Here is a 21,671-nt window from a genome sequence, read left to right on the forward strand (position 1 = left end):
GTTGCACTCTGGCTCTCAGGCGCTGAAAATAGCGCCTGTTTTCTTTTCAGGCGAATGGGGTCAACGTGGCACAGGCGGAAGTATTAAATCAGGAATCGCTGGCTAAGCAGGTTTTACAAGAGACCTTCGGCTACCAGCAGTTCCGCCCGGGCCAGGAATCGATCATCGCCACGGCGCTGGAAGGCCGCGATTGCCTTGTAGTGATGCCGACCGGCGGCGGTAAGTCGCTGTGCTACCAGGTACCTGCATTGGTCCTCGGCGGCCTGACGGTTGTCGTGTCGCCGCTGATTTCGCTGATGAAAGACCAGGTCGATCAGCTGCTGGCGAACGGCGTCGCCGCGGCCTGTCTTAATTCAACGCAAAGCCGCGAGCAGCAGCAAGAAGTGATGGCGGGCTGCCGCAGCGGGCAGATTCGTCTGCTGTATATCGCGCCGGAACGCCTGATGCTGGACAACTTTCTCGAGCATCTGAGCCACTGGAACTTAGCGATGCTGGCGGTAGATGAGGCGCACTGTATCTCGCAGTGGGGCCATGATTTCCGCCCGGAATATGCCGCGTTGGGCCAGCTGCGCCAGCGGATGCCGCATATTCCGTTTATGGCGCTCACCGCCACCGCGGATGACACCACCCGCCGCGATATTGTTCGTCTGCTGGGGCTCAACGATCCGCTGATTCAGGTCAGTAGCTTTGATCGCCCCAATATCCGCTATATGCTGATGGAGAAATTTAAGCCGCTCGATCAGTTGATGCGATACGTCCAGGATCAGCGCGGTAAATCAGGGATTATCTACTGTAACAGCCGTTCTAAAGTTGAAGACACCGCCGCCAGGCTGCAAAGCCGCGGCATCAGCGCGGCGGCCTACCATGCTGGTCTGGAAAATGATATTCGTGCCGACGTGCAGGAGAAATTCCAGCGCGACGATCTGCAGATCGTGGTGGCGACGGTGGCCTTCGGTATGGGCATTAACAAGCCGAACGTCCGTTTTGTGGTGCACTTTGATATCCCGCGCAACATTGAATCCTATTATCAGGAAACCGGCCGCGCCGGGCGTGACGGGCTGCCGGCGGAAGCGATGCTGTTTTACGATCCGGCGGATATGGCGTGGCTGCGCCGCTGCCTGGAGGAGAAGCCCGCCGGGCCGCTGCAGGATATTGAACGTCATAAGCTGAATGCGATGGGCGCCTTTGCCGAAGCGCAGACCTGTCGCCGTCTGGTGCTGCTGAACTATTTTGGCGAAGGGCGTCAGGAGCCGTGCGGCAACTGTGATATCTGTCTTGATCCGCCAAAGCAGTACGATGGCTTAATGGACGCGCGTAAGGCGCTTTCAACTATTTATCGGGTGAATCAGCGCTTCGGGATGGGCTATGTGGTTGAAGTACTCCGCGGCGCCAACAATCAGCGTATCCGTGACCTGAACCACGATAAACTGCCGGTGTACGGTATTGGTCGCGAGCAGAGCCACGAACATTGGGTGAGCGTGATTCGTCAGTTAATTCACCTCGGACTGGTTACGCAAAATATTGCCCAGCACTCCGCGCTGCAGCTCACCGAGGCCGCGCGTCCGGTACTGCGCGGTGAAGTCCCGCTGCAGCTCGCCGTGCCGCGTATCGTGGCGCTAAAACCGAAAGCGATGCAGAAATCCTTCGGCGGCAATTATGACCGCAAGCTGTTCGCCAAGCTGCGTAAATTACGTAAAGCGATCGCCGACGAGGAGAATATCCCGCCCTATGTCGTCTTTAACGACGCGACGCTTATTGAGATGGCCGAACAGTCGCCGCTCACCGCCGGGGAAATGCTCAGCGTCAACGGCGTGGGGACCCGCAAGCTTGAGCGCTTCGGTAAAGAATTCATGGCGCTGATACGTGCTCATGTCGATGGCGATGATGAGTAGTCAGCCGCGGGAAAAGGTGCCAGAATAGTTTCCTTCTTCACTATTTCCCTGCGAGTTAAACATGTTGATGCTTTTTCTCACCGTGGCGCTGGTGCACATCATTGCGCTAATGAGTCCGGGGCCGGATTTTTTCTTTGTTTCGCAAACCGCGGTGAGCCGCTCGCGCAAAGAGGCGATGATGGGCGTGTTGGGAATCACCGGCGGCGTAATGGTCTGGGCGGGCGTAGCGCTGCTCGGCTTGCATCTGATTATCGAGAAAATGGCCTGGCTGCATACGTTGATTATGGTCGGCGGTGGGCTGTATCTGTGCTGGATGGGCTATCAAATGCTGCGCGGCGCGTTGAAGAAAACTGATGTATCGGCAGCGGAACCGCAGGTTGAGCTGGCGCGTAGCGGGCGCAGTTTCCTGAAGGGCCTGCTGACCAATCTCGCCAATCCGAAAGCGATTATCTACTTCGGTTCGGTCTTTTCACTGTTCGTTGGCGATAACATCGGCGCCGGTGCGCGTTGGGGGATTTTCCTGCTGATCGTCCTTGAAACGCTGGCGTGGTTCACCATCGTAGCCAGCCTGTTCGCACTGCCGAAAATGCGCCGCGGCTATCAGCGGATGGCAAAGTGGATAGACGGCATCGCAGGAACCCTGTTTGCCGGTTTCGGCATTCATCTGATCATTTCGCGCTAACTCGTCATGCGATTATCCACCCGGTTTGTTGCCGGGTGGGGCAGACATTAGTGACGAAGCTGCTGTAGTTCATCCCTGGTCAAACCGGTCATTTCCAGGATAGCATCGTCATCCATGCCGCGATTGAGCATTGCTGCGGCGACCTGTAAAAGGGCCTGTCGTTTTCCTTCTTTGATGCCTTCTTTGATACCTTTCTCTCTGCCTTCTGCGAGCCACGTTTCTGCCAGAGTCATTAGCATTCCTCCATGCTGCGGCACATGCTGTGCCAGCTTATATTCAGGCGTGACGGGCGGAAGCGAGTAGCGCCCCCACCAGCATAAACAGCGAGCCAAACACTTTATTCAGCGCCTTCATCTGCTTCGGACCTTTAATCCAGGCCGCAATGCGCTGCGCCAGCGTCGCGTAACCGATCATCACAATGATATCGACCACAATGGTGGTGACGCCGAGTACCAGGTACTGCATCACCTGCGGCTGATGCGGGACGATGAACTGGGGAAACAGCGCGGCGAGGAAGACGATACTTTTTGGGTTGGTCAGATTGACGAACACCGCGCGTTTATAGAGCTTACCGCGGCTTTGAGTTCGCGCCAGCGTATTCAGGTCAATTGAACCCGCCGCCCGCCACTGCTGGATCCCCAGCCAGATAAGATAGGCCGCGCCCGCCCATTTCAACACTTCGAATGCCAGTACCGAGCGTGAGAAGAGCGTGCCCAGACCGACGCCGACCAGCACGATATGAATGGCCAACCCGGTTTGCAGGCCGGCAATAGAGGCCGCCGCGCCGCGATAGCCGCGGTTGATGGATGTGGTCATGGTATTGATCGCGCCGGAACCCGGCGACAGGCTGAGAATGATTGATGTCAGCAGATAAGCGAACCACCACTCGAAGGTCATGAGAATCTCCCTGATTGTCTATTTTTATGCCACAATACGCTATTGCATCAGCATTGTGTGATGTGCGACAAAAAAAACGATTTTCAGCGGTTAACAGGGGTGTAAACCCGATGTTTGGGCAGCAAAAGGACTGGGACACACGAGAAAACGCGTTTGCGGCCTTTACCATGGGGCCGCTGACGGATTTCTGGCATCAGCGGGAAGAAGCTGAATTTACGGGCGTCGATAAGGTTCCGGTACGCTTTGTGCGCTTTTGTGCCGCAAATAACGACCGGCTGGTGGTCATTTGCCCCGGCCGCATCGAAAGCTACGTGAAGTATGCCGAACTAGCCTACGATCTCTTCCACAGCGGCTTTGACGTGATGATTATCGATCATCGCGGCCAGGGGCGCTCCGGTAGGTTACTGTCTGATACCCACCGCGGTCATGTTGTGCGCTTTAGCGATTATGTTGACGATCTGGCTGCGCTCTGGCAGCAGGAAGTGGTTCCCGGCCACTGGCGTAAACGTTTTATTCTCGCCCACTCGATGGGCGGCGCCATTGCCACGCTGTTCTTGCAGCGTCACCGGCAGCATTGCGACGCCATTGCCTTATGCGCGCCAATGTTTGGCATCATCATGCGCCTGCCGGACTGGATGGTGCGCCATATTCTCGACTGGGCTGAGGGCCATCAGCGTATTCGTGAAGAGTATGCCATCGGTACGGGCCGCTGGCGGGCGCTGCCGTTTTCGCTCAATGTGTTGACTCACAGTCGCCAACGCTATCGTCGCAACCTGCGTTTTTATGCCGACGATCCGCGGTTGCGCGTCGGCGGGCCGACCTATCACTGGGTGCGCGAAGGTATTCTGGCCGGCGAAGAGATATTGTCTGGCGTCGAGAAAGATACGACTCCGACGTTATTGATTCAGGCCGAGGATGAAAAGGTGGTCGATAACCTGATGCACGACCGCTATTGTGAACTCCGTTCCGCTGCCGGGCACCCTTGTGAAGGCGATAAGCCGCTCGTTATTGAAGGGGCATATCACGAGATCCTTTTTGAAAAGGACGCTATGCGCTCAGTCGCGCTAAATGCCATCGTCGATTTTTTCAATCGACATACTTAATCCGACGATAGATCTCGTCGCCCTGCTTAGAGGTTAAATTTTTTATGTACCAGGTTGTTGCGTCTGATTTAGATGGCACGCTGCTTTCCCCCGACCATTTCCTCACCCCCTATGCCAAAGAGACGCTGAAGCTACTCACCGCGCGCGGGATAAATTTCGTTTTCGCCACTGGCCGCCACTACATCGATGTGGGGCAGATCCGCGATAATCTCGGCATTAAGTCGTACATGATCACCTCTAACGGCGCGCGGGTACACGATAGCGAAGGTAAACAAATCTTCGCTCATAACCTCGACCGCGATATCGCCAGCGATCTGTTTGAGATGGTGCGTAACGATGTGAAGATTGTGACCAACGTCTATCGTGAAGATGAATGGTTTATGAATCGCCATCGCCCGGAAGAGATGCGCTTCTTCAAAGAGGCGGTGTTCAACTACAAGCTTTATGAACCGGGCGAGCTGGATGCGGATGGCATCAGCAAAGTTTTCTTCACTTGTGAAGATCATGAACATCTGCTGCCGCTTGAGCAGGCTATCAACGCGCGCTGGGGCGACCGCGTGAATGTGAGTTTCTCCACACTAACTTGTCTTGAAGTTATGGCTGGCGGTGTTTCGAAGGGGCATGCGCTGGAGGCCGTCGCGAAAATGCTCGGCTACAGCCTCAAAGAGTGTATCGCCTTTGGCGACGGCATGAACGATGCCGAGATGCTGTCGATGGCCGGTAAAGGCTGCATCATGGCGAACGCCCATCAGCGGTTGAAGGATTTGCATCCTGAGCTGGAAGTGATCGGCAGCAACGCCGATGATGCCGTACCGCATTACCTACGCAAGCTGTACCTCGATTGATAAAGATTGACGACTGGCTAATAACTGGTCAGTCGTCAACCTCTCTCTCCGCTACAATGCCTGTTCTTTATTCATTGAGACGACCATTGTGGCGCTATTAATTATCACCACTATCCTGTGGGCCTTTTCTTTTAGCCTGATTGGCGAATACCTTGCCGGTAGCGTCGATAGCTATTTTTCCGTGCTGATGCGCGTGGGGCTGGCAGCGCTGGTGTTTTTGCCTTTCCTGCGTACGCGCGGCCAGTCTCCGCGCACCATCGTACTCTATATGCTAGTGGGGGCGATGCAGCTTGGCATCATGTATTTGCTGGCTTTCCGCGCCTATCTTTATCTGACGGTCTCGGAATTTCTGTTGTTTACGGTCTTTACCCCGCTGTATATCACCCTGATTTACGATCTGCTCAGCGGTCGTAAACTGCGCTGGGGCTATCTGCTTAGCGCGGCGCTGGCGGTATTAGGGGCGGCGATCATCCGGTATGACAAAGTCAGCGATCATTTCTGGACCGGGCTATTGTTGGTGCAGTTGTCGAATATCTGCTTCGCCATCGGCATGGTGGGCTACAAGCGTTTGATGGAAGTCCGCCCGATGCCGCAACACAATGCTTTTGCCTGGTTCTATGCCGGCGCCTTTATCGTGGCGGTAGCGGCGTGGTTTATGCTGGGCAATCCGCAGAGGTTGCCGACCACCGACCTGCAGTGGGGAATCCTGGTCTGGCTTGGCGTGGTTGCTTCCGGATTGGGTTATTTCATGTGGAACTACGGCGCGACGCAGGTGGATGCCGGTACGTTGGGGATCATGAATAACGTTCACGTCCCCGCCGGGCTGTTGGTTAATCTCGCAATCTGGCAGGAGCAGCCTCACTGGCCAAGCTTTATCATTGGCGCGCTGGTAATCCTGGCTTCGCTATGGGTCCATCGCCGCTGGGTCGCTCCGCACTCCGTACAAACGGCAGATGATCGCAAGCGTGGTTCCGCGCTGAGCGAATAAACGCTTCTGTTACCGGCTGGCGTTGCTCGCCATCGCGCACTGCAGCATACAGCCGGCTCCACAGTCCTTCTCCCAGGGTTTTGGTGACAATTAAACCCTGGCGTTCAAAACTTTCCACCACCCAGTGCGGCAGGGCGGCAATGCCCATCCGCGCGGCGACCATCTGAATCAACAGCAGCGTGTTATCGACACTTTTCAACTGTGGGCTGATCCCCGCCGGTTGCAGGAAGTGGCGCCAGATATCCAGTCGCCCGCGCTGTACCGGGTAAATCAGTAACGTTTCCGCAGCCAGATCCTCCGGGGAGATGCGCGTTTTCGCCGCCAGCGGATGTTCCGGAGCTAACACCAGACGAACTTCATAATCAAACATCGGTGAATAGTGCAGGCCGCTACGCGGCAAAATATCTGAGGTCATCACCAGATCGAGTTCACCCTGCTGCAGGGCTGGCTGCGGGTCAAAAGTGACGCCGGACTGAAAATCAACTTCCACCAGCGGCCAGCGGGCGCGGAAGCTTTCCAGCGCCGGGGTGAGCCATTGAATACAGCTATGGCACTCAATCGCCAGCCGCAGACGGGTTTGCTGTGGTTCATTGCAATCCTGTAGCGCGCGAGCGATCTGCGGCAGTACCTGATTGGCCAACTGCAGCAGAATTTCTCCTTGCGGCGTGAAGCGTAGCGGCTGGCTTTTACGCACAAACAAACGGAAACCAAGGCGCTGTTCCAGATCGCTAAACTGGTGGGACAGGGCCGACTGGGTTTGGTGCAGGGCTGCCGCCGCGCCCGCCAGCGAACCGCTGTTCCGCAACGCCTGTAGCGTTTTCAGGTGCTTAATCTCGATCATGAATGTCCTTCACTTCGGCATGAATAATTTGCGCTTGAGGAATATACAGTACCTTTACATTATGGATGTGTAAACATCTGGATGGCTAAATGCAAAAAATTCCATAAGGGGCATAACATGACAATCCTCAATCACACCCTCGGTTTTCCTCGCGTTGGCCTTCGCCGCGAGCTGAAAAAAGCGCAAGAGAGCTACTGGGCGGGCAACGCCACGCGTGAAGAGCTGTTGGCGGTAGGTCGCGAACTTCGTGCTCGTCACTGGGAGCAGCAGAAACAGGCTGGCATTGATCTGCTGCCGGTGGGCGATTTTGCCTGGTACGACCATGTTCTGACCACCAGCCTGCTGCTGGGCAACGTGCCGGCTCGTCATCAGAACAAAGACGGCACCGTCGATATCGATACTCTGTTCCGTATTGGTCGCGGCCGCGCGCCGACCGGCGAACCCGCTGCCGCCGCGGAAATGACCAAGTGGTTCAATACCAACTATCACTACATGGTGCCGGAATTTGTCCAGGGCCAGCAGTTCAAGCTGAGCTGGACCCAACTGCTGGATGAAGTGGACGAAGCGCTGGCGCTGGGCCACAAGATTAAGCCTGTACTGCTGGGGCCGGTAACCTATCTGTGGCTGGGCAAAGTAAAAGGCGAACAGTTTGACCGTTTAAGCCTGCTGAACGATATCCTTCCGGTTTACCAGCAGGTACTGGGCGAGCTGGCGAAACGCGGCATTGAGTGGGTGCAGATTGATGAACCGGCGCTGGTACTGGAGCTGCCGCAAGCATGGTTGGATGCCTTTAAACCGGCTTATGAGGCCCTGCAGGGGCAGGTAAAACTACTACTGACTACCTATTTTGAAGGGATCGCCGACAACCTTGATGTTATCACCGCGCTGCCGGTACAGGGGCTTCACGTCGATCTGGTGCATGGCAAAGATGATGTTGCTGAACTACATAAACGTCTGCCGGCCGACTGGCTGTTATCCGCCGGGCTGATCAACGGTCGTAACGTCTGGCGCGCCGATCTCACGGAAAAATATGCGCAAATTAAGGCGATTGTCGGTCAACGCGAACTATGGGTCGCCTCTTCCTGCTCCTTGCTGCATAGCCCGATCGATCTGAGCGTAGAGACCCGTCTTGATGCCGAAGTAAAAAGTTGGTTTGCTTTCGCCCTGCAGAAGTGCGGCGAACTGGCGCTGCTGCGCGATGCGCTGAACAGCGGTGATACGACGGCGATCGAGGCGTGGAGCGCGCCAATCCAGGCTCGTCGCCATTCGACTCGCGTACACAACGCGGCAGTGGAAAAACGGCTGGCGGCAATCACCGCCCAGGACAGCCAGCGCGCCAGTCCTTATGCCGAGCGCGCACAGGCGCAGCGCAGGCGCTTTAACCTGCCAGCATGGCCGACGACGACGATCGGTTCATTCCCGCAGACAACCGAAATTCGTACCCTACGTCTGGACTTCAAAAAGGGCAATCTTGATGCCAGTCATTATCGGACGGGTATTGCCGAACATATTAAGCAGGCGATCGTCGAACAAGAACGTCTGGGTTTAGACGTGCTGGTGCACGGAGAAGCCGAGCGTAACGACATGGTGGAGTATTTCGGCGAGCATCTGGACGGTTTCATCTTCACGCAAAACGGTTGGGTGCAAAGCTATGGCTCTCGCTGCGTGAAGCCGCCGGTGGTTATCGGCGACGTCAGCCGTCCGCAAGCGATCACCGTCGAGTGGGCGAAGTACGCGCAGTCTCTTACCGACAAGCCGGTCAAAGGCATGTTGACCGGTCCGGTGACCATTCTGTGCTGGTCCTTCCCGCGCGAAGATGTCAGCCGTGAAACCATCGCGAAGCAGATTGCGCTGGCGCTGCGCGATGAAGTGGCGGATCTGGAGGCGGCTGGTATCGGTATTATCCAGATTGATGAACCGGCACTGCGCGAAGGTCTGCCGCTGAAGCGCAGTGATTGGGATGCTTATCTACAGTGGGGCGTCGAAGCTTTCCGCATCAACGCCGCGGTTGCTAAGGATGACACCCAGATTCATACCCACATGTGTTATTGCGAGTTTAATGACATCATGGATTCTATCGCCGCGCTGGATGCCGACGTCATCACCATTGAAACCTCGCGCTCTGACATGGAACTGCTGGAGTCGTTTGAAGAGTTCGAATATCCGAACGAAATCGGCCCGGGCGTTTATGATATTCACTCGCCAAACGTACCGAGCGTGGAGTGGATTGAAGGGTTGCTGGAGAAGGCCGCGCAGCGTATTCCGGCGGAGCGCTTGTGGGTTAACCCGGACTGCGGCCTGAAAACCCGTGGCTGGCCGGAAACTCGCGCCGCGCTGGCTAACATGGTGCAAGCGGCGCAGAATCTGCGCGAATCAGCCTGATAGATACGCGGAAAACAACAGAGGAGGCCACGGCCTCCTCTTTTCATGTATCAGGCGAGTTACCCTTTTTTACCGCCATATTGAGCAAACCAGGCCAGCATTCGCTGCCAGCCGTCTTTGGCTGACTCTTCGTGATAGCTGGCGCGATAGTCGGCGTTAAAAGCGTGATCGGCCTCGGGATAGACCACGATCTCGGCGTTCGCATTCGCCGCCCGCAGCGCCTGGCGCATGGTCTCGACGGTATCCTGCGGAATGCTGGCGTCTTTAGCGCCGTACAGGCCAAGTACCGGCGCGTTGAGGTCGACGGCGATATCCACCGGGTGTTTTGGCGAATTCAGCGATTTTTCTCCCACCAGTTTGCCATACCAGGCGACGCCTGCCTTCAACTGCGGGTTATGCGCGGCATACAGCCAGGTGATGCGCCCGCCCCAGCAGAAACCGGTGATCAGCAGACGATGGGCATCGCCGCCGTGGCGTGCCGCCCAACTGGCGACGTGGTCGAGATCCGCCAGCACCTGTGCGTCAGGCACCTTAGTGACCAGTTCTTTGAACAGGGTAGGGATATCGTTGTACTCATTCGGATCGCCCTGGCGGAAGTAGAGTTCTGGCGCAATCGCCAGATAGCCTTCCTGCGCCAGGCGGCGGCACAGATCGCGAATATGCTCATGTACGCCGAAAATTTCCTGCACCACGATAACGATCGGCAGCGGGCCGTCGGCGTTTTTCGGGCGGGCGTGATAGGCCGGCATATTCTCGCCCTGCGATGGGATCGAGGTTTCTCCGGCGGTAATGTGCTCATCCGACGTATGGACGGCGGTAGAGGCGTGCGGCGAGGCTGCAGGTGCGAATCCGGGTTGCTTGGTGGTGGTCATGGTATTCTCCGTACCCTTATTTATTAGCGCATCGATAAATATAGACTCTTAGACTGAACGTTAATAAAGCACAGTGCCTGAAAGCGGCTATCTTTTGTTCTGTGACCGCGAATATAACTTGTTAATGTGATGTGAATCACTATTTGTTGAAAAACAAATGCAATCATTATTATGCATGGTGACTATCATCACAAAAATAAGCGAGTGGCTTCTGTAAAGTACCCTTTTGCTTCTGCTGATACTTCGACCCACAGAGGAGTTTTTTATGTCCAAGTCTGATGTTTTTCATCTCGGCCTCACTAAGAACGATTTACAAGGGGCTACGCTGGCTATCGTCCCTGGCGATCCGGAGCGTGTGGAAAAGATCGCCGCGCTGATGGATAAGCCGGTTAAGCTGGCATCACATCGTGAATTTACCTCCTGGCGCGCTGAGCTGGACGGCAAACCGGTGATTGTTTGCTCCACCGGTATCGGCGGCCCGTCGACCTCTATCGCCGTGGAAGAGCTGGCACAGCTGGGGGTTCGTACCTTCCTGCGTATCGGTACCACCGGCGCGATTCAGCCACATATCAATGTTGGCGATGTACTGGTGACGACCGGTTCTGTCCGTCTGGACGGCGCCAGCCTGCACTTTGCGCCGATGGAGTTCCCGGCCGTTGCTGACTTCGCCTGTACCACCGCTCTGGTGGAAGCGGCGAAATCAATCGGCGCGACCACGCATATCGGCGTGACTGCCTCCTCTGATACCTTCTATCCAGGCCAGGAGCGTTACGACACCTTCTCCGGCCGCGTCGTGAGCCGTTTCAAAGGCTCGATGGAAGAGTGGCAGGCAATGGGCGTCATGAACTATGAAATGGAATCCGCTACGCTGCTGACCATGTGCGCCAGCCAGGGCCTGCGCGCCGGGATGGTGGCAGGGGTTATCGTCAACCGTACCCAGCAAGAGATCCCTAACGCCGAAACCATGAAGCAAACCGAAAGCCACGCGGTGAAAATCGTTGTGGAAGCGGCGCGCCGTCTGCTGTAGTTCTTCTCTTTTTCTCACAGGGCCGGATCTTCCGGCCTTTTTTTTGCGTAGCGCCTCGCAGGAAAATCCTTTTCAACTGGACGTTTGTACAGCACAATTCTATTTTTGTGCCGTAAGTGGTTGCCGGGGAGGCGTTGTGGATATCTCTATTGTGATAAGCGCCGTGGTGGCGCTGGCGGCAGGGTTAATCGTTGGCTGGCTGGCGACAAAAGCCCGCGCCGATCAAATCCGTGCCGATCTCATTGAAGAGCGCCGCGAGCTGGATATTGAACTTAGCGCCGCACGTCAGCAGCTGGTGCAGGAATCGCACTGGCGCGATGAGTGCGAACTTCTCAACAACGAGCTGCGCAGCCTGCGTGATATCAACACCTCGCTGGAGGCCGACCTGCGTGAAGTGACCACCCGTCTGGAATCCACGCAGTTGCACGCCGAAGATAAAATTCGCCAGATGGTCAACAGCGAGCAGCGCCTGAGCGAGCAGTTTGAAAACCTGGCGAACCGCATATTTGAGCACAGCAACCGACGGGTTGATGAACAAAATCGCCAGAGCCTGCATGGCCTGCTGACGCCGCTGCGCGAACAGCTTGACGGCTTCCGTCGCCAGGTGCAGGACAGCTTCGGCCAGGAGGCGCGTGAGCGCCACACGCTGGCGCACGAAATCCGCAATTTGCAACAGCTGAACGCACAGATGGCGCAAGAGGCGCTGAACCTGACGAAAGCGCTGAAGGGTGATAACAAAACTCAGGGCAACTGGGGAGAAGTGGTGCTAACCCGCGTGCTGGAGGCCTCCGGCCTGCGCGAAGGCTATGAGTATCAAACTCAGGTGAGCATCGAAACCGATAACCGCTCGCGGATGCAGCCGGATGTTATCGTGCGTCTGCCGCAGGGCAAAGACGTGGTTATCGACGCCAAAATGACCCTCGTCGCCTATGAGCGCTACTTCAACGCTGACGACGACTACACCCGCGAAGCGGCGCTACAGGAGCATATTGCCTCGGTGCGTAACCACATTCGCCTGCTGGGGCGTAAAGATTACCAACAACTGCCGGGGCTTCGTTCGCTCGATTATGTGCTGATGTTCATCCCCGTTGAGCCGGCGTTCCTGCTGGCCATCGACCGCCAACCTGAGCTTATCAGCGAGGCGCTGAAGAACAATATTATGCTGGTTAGCCCGACAACCTTGCTGGTGGCGTTGCGCACCATCGCCAACTTGTGGCGCTATGAGCATCAAAGCCGTAACGCGCAAAAAATCGCCGAGCGCGCCGGGCGCCTGTATGACAAGATGCGGCTGTTTGTCGACGATATGTCGGCTATCGGTCAAAGCCTTGATAAAGCGCAGGATAACTATCGCCAGGCGATGAAAAAGCTCGCCTCCGGGCGCGGCAACCTGCTGGTGCAGGCCGAGTCATTCCGTGGCCTGGGGGTCGAGGTTAAGCGCGGGATTAATCCTGATTTAGTCGAGCAGGCCACGGCGCAGGATAACGAATATCGCCTTGAGGAAGATGAAAATTCACCGCAGGAAGATGTGTTTAGCGCCGATTCCGACCCTGCAGCGAGCGCAAACGAGCACGTCAGGCCAAGCTGAAACGTATGGGAAATGGCCTGAATCTGTTACACTCGCTGAACATTTTCTTGATAAGTAAGCGGGCATAGAGATGGTTGAGGATTCACAAGAAACAACGCATTTTGGCTTTCAAACGGTAGCCAAAGAGCAGAAGGCGGACATGGTGGCGCATGTATTCCATTCTGTCGCTGCAAAATATGATGTGATGAACGACTTAATGTCGTTCGGGATTCATCGCTTGTGGAAGCGCTTCACCATCGACTGCAGCGGCGTGCGTCGCGGGCAAACTGTGCTGGACTTAGCGGGCGGCACCGGTGACCTGACGGCGAAGTTTTCCCGTCTGGTGGGCGAAACCGGCCGCGTGATGCTCGCCGATATCAATGATTCGATGCTCAAAATGGGCCGCGAAAAACTGCGCAACATCGGTATTGTCGGTAACGTCGAGTATGTTCAGGCCAACGCTGAAGCGCTGCCGTTTGCGGATAACACCTTTGACTGCATCACCATCTCCTTTGGCCTGCGTAACGTTACCGATAAAGACAAAGCGCTGCGTTCAATGTACCGCGTGCTGAAACCGGGCGGACGTCTGCTGGTTCTGGAGTTTTCTAAACCGATTCTCGAACCGCTGAGCAAAGCCTACGACGCTTACTCCTTCCACGTGTTGCCGAAAGTCGGCGAGCTGGTGGCAAACGATGCGGAAAGCTATCGCTATCTGGCGGAATCCATCCGCATGCATCCCGATCAGGACACCCTGAAAGGCATGATGCAGGAGGCGGGTTTTGAAATCGTCGACTACTACAACCTGACGGCAGGTATTGTCGCGCTACACCGCGGCTATAAGTTCTGACAGGAGGGACGCTATGCCTTTCGCACCACTGGTTACCGCTGGCATCGAAACGGTTCTTAATACTTTTCTCTGGCGCGACCGCGCGCTTAAACCGGCGCGTCAGCGCCTGCTGGGGAAAGTGCTGCGCGTAGAGCTCAAAGAGCTGTCGGCGCCTGTCGTGCTGGCCTATAGCGAGCAGCAAATCGACGTGCTCGGCGCGTGGGAAGGCGAAGCTGACTGTACCGTGATAACCCGCCTGAGCGTGCTGCCGCAGCTGCGTAACCGCCAACAACTGACCGCGCTGATCCGCAGCGGCGATCTGGAAGTACAGGGCGACCTGCAGGTTGTGCAGAACATGGTCGCACTTTGCGATCTGGCGGAGTTCGACCCGGCAGAGTTATTGGCGCCGTATACCGGCGATATCGTCGCTGAAGGGGTTGGCAAGGTGCTTCGCGGCGGCGCGCGCTTCCTGCTGCAGGGCGCGAAAAGCCAGCAGCGCTACGTCGCTGAAGCGATTACCGAAGAGTGGCGACTGGCGCCGGGGCCGTTGGAAATGGCCTGGTTTGCTGAAGAGTCCGCCGCTGTAGAACGCGCGCTGGCCGCACTGGAAAAACGGCTGGAAACGCTGGAGGGGAAATGACGCCAGGAGAATTACGGCGCCTGTATTTTATCATCCGCACCTTTTTGAGTTACGGGCTTGATGAGCTCATTCCCAAAATGCGTATCACATTGCCGCTGCGCATCTGGCGGCGAATGTTGTTCTGGATGCCGAATCGCCACAAAGATAAACCGCTGGGTCAACGCTTACGCCTGGCGCTGCAGGAGCTGGGCCCGGTGTGGATTAAGTTCGGCCAGATGCTCTCCACCCGCCGCGATCTGTTCCCGCCGCAAATCGCCGATCAACTGGCGCTGCTGCAGGATCGCGTCGCACCTTTCGATGGCAAATTGGCTAAACAACAGATCGAACAAGCGATGGGTGGGCTGCCCATTGAAGCCTGGTTCGATGATTTCGCCATTGAGCCGCTCGCTTCCGCCTCCATCGCCCAGGTCCATACCGCGCGCCTGAAAGACAACGGCAAAGAGGTCGTCATCAAGGTCATCCGCCCGGATATCCTGCCGGTGATCAAAGCGGACATGAAATTAATCTACCGCCTGGCGCGCTGGGTACCTCGTCTGCTGCCGGATGGCCGCCGTCTGCGCCCGCAAGAAGTCGTCCGCGAATATGAAAAAACGCTGATGGACGAGCTGAACCTGTTACGCGAGTCGGCTAACGCTATTCAGCTACGGCGCAATTTCGAAGATAGCCCAATGCTATACGTGCCGGAAGTCTATTCCGATTACTGTAGCGAAGGCATGATGGTGATGGAGCGGATCTACGGTATTCCGGTTTCCGATGTCGCCGCGCTGGAAGCCCAGGGCACTAACATGCAGTTGCTTGCGGAGCGTGGTGTGCAGGTCTTCTTTACCCAGGTGTTTCGCGACAGCTTTTTCCATGCGGATATGCATCCGGGTAATATTTTCGTTAGCTACGATCATCCGCATGACCCGCAATATATCGGTATCGACTGCGGTATCGTCGGCTCGCTGAACAAAGACGATAAGCGTTATCTCGCAGAAAACTTCATTGCTTTCTTCAACCGCGATTACCGTAAGGTTGCCGAGCTGCACGTCGATTCCGGCTGGGTGCCGCCGGATACCAACGTTGAAGAGTTTGAGTTTGCGATTCGCACCGTATGCGAGCCCATTTTTGAAAAGCCGCTGGCGGAAATCTCCTTCGGCCACGTATTGCTGAATCTGTTTAATACCGCGCGGCGTTTCAATATGGAAGTCCAACCGCAGCTGGTTTTGCTTCAGAAGACATTACTTTACGTAGAAGGGGTAGGTCGTCAGCTCTATCCTCAGTTAGACTTGTGGAAAACGGCGAAGCCTTTCCTCGAGTCGTGGATTAAGGATCAGGTTGGTATTCCCGCGCTGGTGCGTGCGTTTAAAGAAAAAGCGCCGTTCTGGATTGAAAGGATGCCGGAAATTCCTGAGCTGGTGTACCAAAGCCTGCAGCAGAGCAAACAGCTGCAGACCAGCGTCGATACTATCGTGCGCGACTTCCAGGTGCGTCACGTGCGTCAGGGGCAGTCCCGCTATCTGTTTGGTATAGGCGCCGTTTTGCTTTTAAGCGGTACGCTGTTATTTATCCACCGCCCGGAGTGGGGCATGATGCCAGGCTGGCTGATGGCCGGCGGCGTCGTAACCTGGCTTATTGGTTGGCGAAAAACGCGCTGACAGGTTTCGCGTTTATTCTGGCGCATTGATTCTTGCGCGAAGTCATGTGAGCGGTCTGACAAAGAGGCGTCTCACCGGATGACGTGTATAATGCGCTCTCATCATTCATCATCTGTCATAGGGGAACGTGTATGGGTGGTATCAGTATTTGGCAGTTGTTAATTGTTGTCGTCATCGTAGTTCTGCTTTTCGGGACGAAGAAGCTGAGCTCGCTGGGTTCGGATTTAGGCGCATCGATCAAGGGCTTTAAAAAAGCGATGAGCGATGATGAGAAATCCGATAAATCCTCAGCCGATGCAGATTTTGCAGCGAAAACTATCGCTGATAAACAAGATGATGCGAAAAAAGACGAGACAAAACGCCACGACAAAGAGCAGGTGTAATTCGTGTTCGATATCGGTTTTAGTGAACTATTGCTGGTGTTCGTGATTGGCCTCATCGTATTGGGGCCACAGCGACTACCTGTCGCCGTTAAAACGGTGGCCAGCTGGATCCGTACGTTGCGCTCGCTGGCGACCACCGTACAAAATGAGCTTGCCCAGGAGCTAAAACTGCAGGAGTTTCAGGAGAGCCTGAAGAAGGTGGAGAAAGCCAGCCTGGATAATCTGACTCCGGAGCTCAAAGCCTCGATGGACGAGCTGCGTGAAGCAGCTGAATCTATGAAGCGTTCCTATACCGCCCACGATCCTGAAAAGGCCAGCGACGAAGCGAACACCATTCATAATCCGGTCGTCAAAGGTAGCGAAGCGCAGCGTCAGGATGTTACACCTGCAACGGCGGAACATCAGGTCAGCGCCCCGGCACATACCCCGGAGCCCGTTGCCGAGGAGCCATCCGTTTCGCCGGCTGAAGTCCCGGCGGCTAAGGAAAAAGCCGCCGCGGCAGTGCCAGATTCTTCCCCCGCATCGAGTGATAAAGCGTAAAAAATGGGCGTAGACGAGACTCAACCGTTAATTTCACATCTGATTGAGCTGCGTAAGCGCCTGCTCAACAGCATCATTGCCATCCTGGTGATCTTCCTGGCGTTGGTTTACTTCGCCAATGATATCTATCAACTGGTATCCGCTCCGCTTATCAGCAAAATGCCGGTAGGCGCGACGATGATCGCCACCGATGTCGCTTCTCCTTTCTTCACGCCGATCAAACTGACTTTTATGGTCTCGGTGATCCTGTCGGTGCCGGTCATTCTATATCAGGTATGGGCATTCGTGGCGCCGGCGCTGTATAAGCATGAACGTCGGCTGGTCATGCCGCTGCTGGTTTCCAGTACGTTGCTGTTTTATATCGGTATGGCTTTCGCTTATTTCGTCGTGTTCCCGCTGGCATTCGGCTTCCTGACTCACGCCGCGCCGGAAGGGGTATTAGTTTCGACCGATATCCGTAGCTACCTCGATTTTGTCATGGCGCTGTTTATGGCTTTCGGCGTGTCGTTTGAAGTGCCGGTCGCCATCGTCCTGCTCTGCTGGATGGGCGTCACGACGCCGGAAGATTTACGTAAAAAACGGCCCTACGTGCTGGTGGGCGCCTTCGTGGTCGGTATGTTGCTGACGCCGCCGGATGTGTTCTCGCAAACGCTGTTGGCCATCCCCATGTATTGCCTGTTTGAAGTCGGGGTGTTCTTTGCCCGTTTCTACACCGGTAAACGCCTGACGCGTGACGAAGATGCCGCCGCCGAAGAGGCGGAGAGCAAAGAAGAGTAACAACGCCAACCGCCCGTCAGGGCGGTTGTCATATGGGAGTTATGATGTTTGATATTGGCGTAAATCTCACCAGCTCGCAGTTTTCCCGCGACCACGACGAGGTGGTTGCGCGCGCGCAGGCGGCAGGTGTCCATGGGATGTTGCTGACCGGCACCAATCTGCATGAAAGCCAGCAGGCGCGGCAGATGGCTGGCCGTTACGCCAACTGCTGGTCTACTGCGGGTGTACATCCGCACGATAGCAGCACCTGGACTGAGTCGGTGGCCGAAGAAATCCACGCGCTGGCCCGCCAGCCGCAGGTGGCGGCGATTGGCGAATGCGGTCTTGATTTCAACCGTAATTTCTCAACGCCGCAGGAACAAGAGAAGGCATTCAGCGCCCAGCTGGCGCTGGCGGCCGAGCTCTCAATGCCGGTATTTTTACACTGCCGCGACGCCCATCAACGGTTTCTTGAGCTGCTGGAGCCGTGGCTCAATAAACTGCCCGGCGCCGTGTTGCACTGCTTTACCGGTAGCCGCGAGGAAGTGATTCAGTGTCTTGATAGAGGTTTATTTATCGGTATCACCGGTTGGGTGTGCGATGAGCGGCGGGGACTGGAGCTTCGTGAATTGTTGCCGGCGATCCCGGCGGAACGTCTGCTGCTGGAGACCGACGCACCATATCTGTTGCCGCGCGACATGAAGCCGAAGCCCTCCTCGCGGCGCAACGAGCCCGCTTATCTGCCGCATATTCTGGCAAGCGTAGCGGGCTGGCGAGGCGAGGAAACGCAATGGCTGGAGGAGGTTACGGATGCGAACGTCAGGAAGCTGTTTGGCGTGCGCTTTTAACCGCGCCGTCAGATTTTATAGAAGTCGGTATTTTTAACGCTTTGCAGGACCTGTTTATTCAACAGATTGAGGAGCAGCATTGAACGGGCTTCGCCGTCGGGCTCGGTGAAAATAGCCTGCAGCCCTTCAAAAGCACCGTCGGTGATTAACACGCTGTCGCCTTCATGAGGCGTTTCCGGGTCGGTAATACCTTCCGGTTTATAGATGGAAAGCTGGTGAATCACCTCTGAAGGGACCACTGCCGGTTGGGCGCCAAAACGGACGAAACTGTTCACCCCTCGGGTAGCGCTGATGGTGGTGGTATGAATGATCTCGGGATCGAATTCGACGAACAGATAGTTTGGGAACAGGGGCTCGCTGACCGTAGTACGTTTACCACGGATGATTTTTTCCAGCGCGATCGTCGGCATCAGGCAATTGACTGCCTGACGTTCAAGGTGTTCCTGGGCGCGCTGAAGCTGCCCACGTTTGCAATAAAGTAAGTACCAGGCTTGCATAATGACTCTTTCCGCTTTACTACCTGCAAGCATAACAAAAGCCTGGAACAATCGCGAAAACCATTATAAGCGAAAGCGTAAATAGCCTGTTCATTTACGCTTATTTAACAAAAGTACAGCATCGTTGCGGCGAAAATCGTATAATCAGCCGCTTGTATAGAGGTCAATAATAACTCCATGAAATACCACGATCTACGCGACTTTCTGACATTACTTGAGCAGCAGGGCGAGCTAAAACGGATAACCCTGCCGGTCGACCCGCATCTGGAAATTACCGAAATTGCCGACCGCACCCTGCGTGCCGGCGGCCCGGCGCTGCTGTTTGAAAACCCGAAAGGCTACTCGATGCCGGTGCTGTGCAACCTGTTTGGCACGCCGCGTCGTGTGGCGCTGGGGATGGGCCAGGAAGACGTCAGTTCGCTACGGGAAGTCGGGAAGCTATTGGCCTTTCTGAAAGAGCCGGAACCGCCAAAAGGCTTCCGCGATCTGTTTGATAAGCTGCCGCAGTTCAAGCAAGTGTTGAATATGCCGACCAAACGCCTGCGCGGCGCGCCTTGTCAGCAAAAAATCATCCAGGGCGATGATGTCGATCTCAACAAAATACCGATTATGACCTGCTGGCCGGAAGATGCCGCGCCGCTGATTACCTGGGGGCTGACGGTGACCCGCGGCCCGCACAAGGAGAGGCAAAATCTGGGTATTTATCGCCAGCAGCTGATCGGCAAAAATAAACTCATCATGCGTTGGTTGTCCCACCGCGGCGGCGCGCTCGATTTCCAGGAGTGGTGCGCGGCGCATCCCGGCGAACGTTTTCCGGTTTCCGTGGCGCTTGGCGCCGATCCGGCTACCATTCTGGGCGCGGTGACGCCGGTTCCTGATACCCTGTCGGAATACGCTTTCGCAGGCTTGCTGCGCGGCACCAAGACCGAAGTGGTGAAGTGCGTTTCCAATGACCTTGAAGTGCCGGCCAGCGCGGAAATCGTGCTTGAAGGCTACATTGAGGCCGGCGAGATGGCGCCGGAAGGGCCATACGGCGATCATACCGGCTACTACAATGAAGTAGACAGCTTCCCGGTATTTACGGTGACCCATATTACCCAGCGCGAAGACGCGATTTATCATTCGACCTATACCGGTCGTCCGCCGGATGAACCCGCGGTGCTGGGCGTGGCGCTGAACGAAGTCTTTGTGCCGATTCTGCAAAAGCAGTTCCCGGAAATCGTCGATTTCTATCTGCCGCCGGAAGGGTGTTCCTATCGCCTGGCGGTGGTGACCATGAAAAAACAGTACGCAGGCCATGCCAAGCGCGTGATGATGGGCGTCTGGTCGTTCCTGCGCCAGTTCATGTATACCAAGTTCGTGATTGTCTGCGACGATGACGTGAACGCGCGCGACTGGAATGACGTGATTTGGGCGATTACTACCCGTATGGACCCGGCTCGTGATACGGTACTGGTAGAAAATACGCCAATAGATTATCTGGATTTTGCCTCGCCGGTTTCCGGCCTGGGTTCAAAAATGGGGCTGGATGCCACAAATAAATGGCCTGGCGAAACCCAGCGTGAATGGGGTCGTCCAATCAAAAAAGATCCTGAGGTGACGGCGCGTATCGACGCCATCTGGGATGAACTGGCCATCTTTAAATAACAGTAAGCGGGGCTAACGCCGCTGTTTTGCTCTATAGACCCGACAGAGGGGACGCATGACAACCTTAAGCTGTAAAGTGACCTCGGTGGAGGCGATTACCGATACCGTGTATCGCGTTCGATTAGTACCGGAAGCGGCATTTTCTTTCCGCGCCGGCCAGTATCTGATGGTAGTGATGGATGAGCGCGACAAGCGTCCGTTCTCTATGGCTTCCACGCCGTCAGAGCACGAGTTTATCGAGCTGCATATCGGTGCTTCTGAACTCAATCTGTATGCGATGGCGGTGATGGATCGCATTCTGAAAGAGCGTGAAATTGAGGTTGATATTCCGCATGGCGAAGCGTGGCTGCGCGATGACGAAGATCGCCCGCTGATTCTGATCGCCGGCGGTACCGGATTCTCTTATGTGCGTTCTATTCTGTTAACCGCGCTGGCGCGTAACCCGGATCGCGATATCGCCATTTATTGGGGCGGCCGCGAGGCTAAGCATCTGTACGATCTGGCCGAGCTGGAAGCGTTAAGCATCAAGCATCCGAATCTGCGCATCGAGCCGGTGGTCGAGCAGCCGGAAGAAGGGTGGCGTGGTCGCTCCGGTACGGTACTCACCGCCGTGCTGCAGGATTACGGTACGCTGGCCGAGCATGATATTTACATTGCCGGTCGTTTTGAGATGGCCAAAATTGCCCGCGATCTGTTCTGTAATGAGCGCGGCGCGCGTGAAGATCGCCTGTTTGGCGATGCGTTTGCGTTTATCTGAAAATAAAAAACCCGCCCCTGACAGGCGGGAAGAACGGCAACTAAACC

At 55.8% G+C, this 21,671-nt stretch carries 21 protein-coding genes and 1 pseudogene; 17 read left to right on the forward strand and 5 right to left on the reverse strand.

The window, feature by feature from the left end:
- Positions 1-65 precede the first annotated feature (65 nt).
- Both recQ and rhtC read left to right on the forward strand, forming a co-directional pair.
- The gene (gene recQ, locus EAE_RS08075) at positions 66-1,892 is read left to right on the forward strand and encodes an ATP-dependent DNA helicase RecQ (protein WP_015368858.1); all 1,827 of its coding nucleotides are present in this window, start codon (positions 66-68) and stop codon (positions 1,890-1,892) included.
- Positions 1,893-1,953: 61 nt separating this feature from the next.
- The gene (gene rhtC, locus EAE_RS08080) at positions 1,954-2,574 is read left to right on the forward strand and encodes a threonine export protein RhtC (RefSeq protein ID WP_015703986.1); all 621 of its coding nucleotides are present in this window, start codon (positions 1,954-1,956) and stop codon (positions 2,572-2,574) included.
- Positions 2,575-2,621: 47 nt separating this feature from the next.
- Here rhtC and EAE_RS08085 read toward each other — a convergent pair.
- Positions 2,622-2,849, reverse strand: a pseudogene (locus EAE_RS08085) (ISNCY family transposase); the annotation flags it as partial.
- Position 2,850: 1 nt separating this feature from the next.
- Positions 2,851-3,471, reverse strand: a complete 621-nt coding sequence (gene rhtB / locus EAE_RS08090; protein ID WP_015703988.1) for a homoserine/homoserine lactone efflux protein — start codon at positions 3,469-3,471, stop codon at positions 2,851-2,853.
- Positions 3,472-3,581: 110 nt separating this feature from the next.
- Between rhtB and pldB the strand changes: the two genes are divergently transcribed.
- From pldB to EAE_RS08105, 3 genes are all read left to right on the forward strand, one after another.
- On the forward strand, positions 3,582-4,574 hold the full coding sequence (gene pldB, locus EAE_RS08095) for a lysophospholipase L2 (protein WP_015703989.1): 993 nt from the start codon (positions 3,582-3,584) through the stop codon (positions 4,572-4,574).
- A 44-nt stretch (positions 4,575-4,618) separates the two neighbouring features.
- Positions 4,619-5,419, forward strand: coding sequence for a sugar/pyridoxal phosphate phosphatase YigL (gene yigL / locus EAE_RS08100; RefSeq protein ID WP_015368853.1), 801 nt, complete (start codon positions 4,619-4,621; stop codon positions 5,417-5,419).
- An 88-nt stretch (positions 5,420-5,507) separates the two neighbouring features.
- Positions 5,508-6,407 carry a carboxylate/amino acid/amine transporter gene (locus tag EAE_RS08105; RefSeq protein ID WP_015703990.1) on the forward strand — a complete coding sequence of 300 codons (900 nt, stop codon included), beginning with the start codon at positions 5,508-5,510 and terminating at the stop codon, positions 6,405-6,407.
- Here EAE_RS08105 and metR read toward each other — a convergent pair.
- Complete coding sequence (gene metR / locus EAE_RS08110; RefSeq protein ID WP_015703991.1) at positions 6,295-7,248, reverse strand: HTH-type transcriptional regulator MetR; 954 nt, start codon at positions 7,246-7,248, stop codon at positions 6,295-6,297. The two genes, EAE_RS08105 and metR, sit on opposite strands and share 113 nt — an antisense overlap.
- A gap of 117 nt (positions 7,249-7,365) precedes the next feature.
- Between metR and metE the strand changes: the two genes are divergently transcribed.
- Positions 7,366-9,630, forward strand: coding sequence for a 5-methyltetrahydropteroyltriglutamate--homocysteine S-methyltransferase (gene metE, locus EAE_RS08115; protein WP_015703992.1), 2,265 nt, complete (start codon positions 7,366-7,368; stop codon positions 9,628-9,630).
- A 59-nt stretch (positions 9,631-9,689) separates the two neighbouring features.
- Here the strand turns inward: metE and EAE_RS08120 are convergent, their stop codons facing one another.
- Entirely contained in the window at positions 9,690-10,502 is an 813-nt protein-coding gene (locus EAE_RS08120) for a dienelactone hydrolase family protein (protein WP_015703993.1), read from the reverse strand.
- 265 nt (positions 10,503-10,767) lie between these two features.
- Between EAE_RS08120 and udp the strand changes: the two genes are divergently transcribed.
- The 9 genes from udp (at position 10,768) to tatD (ending at position 18,723) form a co-directional block, all read left to right on the forward strand.
- Positions 10,768-11,529, forward strand: coding sequence for a uridine phosphorylase (gene udp, locus EAE_RS08125; RefSeq protein ID WP_004181652.1), 762 nt, complete (start codon positions 10,768-10,770; stop codon positions 11,527-11,529).
- Positions 11,530-11,665: 136 nt separating this feature from the next.
- On the forward strand, positions 11,666-13,114 hold the full coding sequence (gene rmuC / locus EAE_RS08130; RefSeq protein WP_015368848.1) for a DNA recombination protein RmuC: 1,449 nt from the start codon (positions 11,666-11,668) through the stop codon (positions 13,112-13,114).
- A gap of 70 nt (positions 13,115-13,184) precedes the next feature.
- Complete coding sequence (gene ubiE / locus EAE_RS08135) at positions 13,185-13,940, forward strand: bifunctional demethylmenaquinone methyltransferase/2-methoxy-6-polyprenyl-1,4-benzoquinol methylase UbiE (RefSeq protein WP_015703994.1); 756 nt, start codon at positions 13,185-13,187, stop codon at positions 13,938-13,940.
- A 13-nt stretch (positions 13,941-13,953) separates the two neighbouring features.
- The gene (ubiJ, locus tag EAE_RS08140; RefSeq protein ID WP_015368846.1) at positions 13,954-14,559 is read left to right on the forward strand and encodes a ubiquinone biosynthesis protein UbiJ; all 606 of its coding nucleotides are present in this window, start codon (positions 13,954-13,956) and stop codon (positions 14,557-14,559) included.
- Positions 14,556-16,196, forward strand: a complete 1,641-nt coding sequence (ubiB, locus tag EAE_RS08145) for a ubiquinone biosynthesis regulatory protein kinase UbiB (RefSeq protein WP_015368845.1) — start codon at positions 14,556-14,558, stop codon at positions 16,194-16,196. The genes ubiJ and ubiB overlap by 4 nt, the downstream gene beginning before the upstream one ends.
- A gap of 131 nt (positions 16,197-16,327) precedes the next feature.
- Positions 16,328-16,579, forward strand: a complete 252-nt coding sequence (tatA, locus tag EAE_RS08150) for a Sec-independent protein translocase subunit TatA (protein WP_015368844.1) — start codon at positions 16,328-16,330, stop codon at positions 16,577-16,579.
- Positions 16,580-16,582: 3 nt separating this feature from the next.
- Positions 16,583-17,119, forward strand: coding sequence for a Sec-independent protein translocase protein TatB (gene tatB / locus EAE_RS08155; protein ID WP_015703995.1), 537 nt, complete (start codon positions 16,583-16,585; stop codon positions 17,117-17,119).
- Between the two features lie 3 nt (positions 17,120-17,122).
- A complete protein-coding gene (tatC, locus tag EAE_RS08160; protein WP_015368842.1) occupies positions 17,123-17,896 on the forward strand; it encodes a Sec-independent protein translocase subunit TatC in 774 nt (257 codons plus the stop codon).
- Positions 17,897-17,928: 32 nt separating this feature from the next.
- Positions 17,929-18,723: a 3'-5' ssDNA/RNA exonuclease TatD gene (tatD, locus tag EAE_RS08165; protein WP_162184308.1), complete on the forward strand. Its 795-nt coding sequence runs from the start codon at positions 17,929-17,931 to the stop codon at positions 18,721-18,723.
- 8 nt (positions 18,724-18,731) lie between these two features.
- On the opposite strand, the gene rfaH is transcribed toward tatD, so the two are convergent.
- Complete coding sequence (rfaH, locus tag EAE_RS08170; RefSeq protein WP_015703997.1) at positions 18,732-19,220, reverse strand: transcription/translation regulatory transformer protein RfaH; 489 nt, start codon at positions 19,218-19,220, stop codon at positions 18,732-18,734.
- A gap of 177 nt (positions 19,221-19,397) precedes the next feature.
- On the opposite strand from rfaH, the gene ubiD reads away from it, so the two are divergent.
- Positions 19,398-20,867 (forward strand): 4-hydroxy-3-polyprenylbenzoate decarboxylase, encoded by a 1,470-nt coding sequence (gene ubiD / locus EAE_RS08175; RefSeq protein WP_015368839.1) that lies wholly within the window; start codon positions 19,398-19,400, stop codon positions 20,865-20,867.
- Positions 20,868-20,922: 55 nt separating this feature from the next.
- Positions 20,923-21,624: an NAD(P)H-flavin reductase gene (gene fre, locus EAE_RS08180; RefSeq protein ID WP_008807928.1), complete on the forward strand. Its 702-nt coding sequence runs from the start codon at positions 20,923-20,925 to the stop codon at positions 21,622-21,624.
- Positions 21,625-21,671: the final 47 nt, after the last annotated feature.

The organism is Klebsiella aerogenes KCTC 2190 (genome assembly GCF_000215745.1).
Taxonomy (GTDB): domain Bacteria; phylum Pseudomonadota; class Gammaproteobacteria; order Enterobacterales; family Enterobacteriaceae; genus Klebsiella; species Klebsiella aerogenes.

What these genes read in the sequence shown, in the direction of transcription:
- rhtB (WP_015703988.1), bottom strand. Translation starts at nt 3,471, where the DNA reads ATGACCTTCGAGTGGTGGTTCGCTTATCTGCTGACATCAATCATTCTC.
- tatA (WP_015368844.1), top strand. Translation starts at nt 16,328, where the DNA reads ATGGGTGGTATCAGTATTTGGCAGTTGTTAATTGTTGTCGTCATCGTA.
- tatC (WP_015368842.1), top strand. Translation starts at nt 17,123, where the DNA reads ATGGGCGTAGACGAGACTCAACCGTTAATTTCACATCTGATTGAGCTG.
- EAE_RS08120 (WP_015703993.1), bottom strand. Translation starts at nt 10,502, where the DNA reads ATGACCACCACCAAGCAACCCGGATTCGCACCTGCAGCCTCGCCGCAC.
- metE (WP_015703992.1), top strand. Translation starts at nt 7,366, where the DNA reads ATGACAATCCTCAATCACACCCTCGGTTTTCCTCGCGTTGGCCTTCGC.
- ubiD (WP_015368839.1), top strand. Translation starts at nt 19,398, where the DNA reads ATGAAATACCACGATCTACGCGACTTTCTGACATTACTTGAGCAGCAG.
- fre (WP_008807928.1), top strand. Translation starts at nt 20,923, where the DNA reads ATGACAACCTTAAGCTGTAAAGTGACCTCGGTGGAGGCGATTACCGAT.
- yigL (WP_015368853.1), top strand. Translation starts at nt 4,619, where the DNA reads ATGTACCAGGTTGTTGCGTCTGATTTAGATGGCACGCTGCTTTCCCCC.
- ubiJ (WP_015368846.1), top strand. Translation starts at nt 13,954, where the DNA reads ATGCCTTTCGCACCACTGGTTACCGCTGGCATCGAAACGGTTCTTAAT.
- ubiB (WP_015368845.1), top strand. Translation starts at nt 14,556, where the DNA reads ATGACGCCAGGAGAATTACGGCGCCTGTATTTTATCATCCGCACCTTT.
- metR (WP_015703991.1), bottom strand. Translation starts at nt 7,248, where the DNA reads ATGATCGAGATTAAGCACCTGAAAACGCTACAGGCGTTGCGGAACAGC.
- ubiE (WP_015703994.1), top strand. Translation starts at nt 13,185, where the DNA reads ATGGTTGAGGATTCACAAGAAACAACGCATTTTGGCTTTCAAACGGTA.
- udp (WP_004181652.1), top strand. Translation starts at nt 10,768, where the DNA reads ATGTCCAAGTCTGATGTTTTTCATCTCGGCCTCACTAAGAACGATTTA.
- rhtC (WP_015703986.1), top strand. Translation starts at nt 1,954, where the DNA reads ATGTTGATGCTTTTTCTCACCGTGGCGCTGGTGCACATCATTGCGCTA.
- tatD (WP_162184308.1), top strand. Translation starts at nt 17,929, where the DNA reads ATGGGAGTTATGATGTTTGATATTGGCGTAAATCTCACCAGCTCGCAG.
- pldB (WP_015703989.1), top strand. Translation starts at nt 3,582, where the DNA reads ATGTTTGGGCAGCAAAAGGACTGGGACACACGAGAAAACGCGTTTGCG.
- rfaH (WP_015703997.1), bottom strand. Translation starts at nt 19,220, where the DNA reads ATGCAAGCCTGGTACTTACTTTATTGCAAACGTGGGCAGCTTCAGCGC.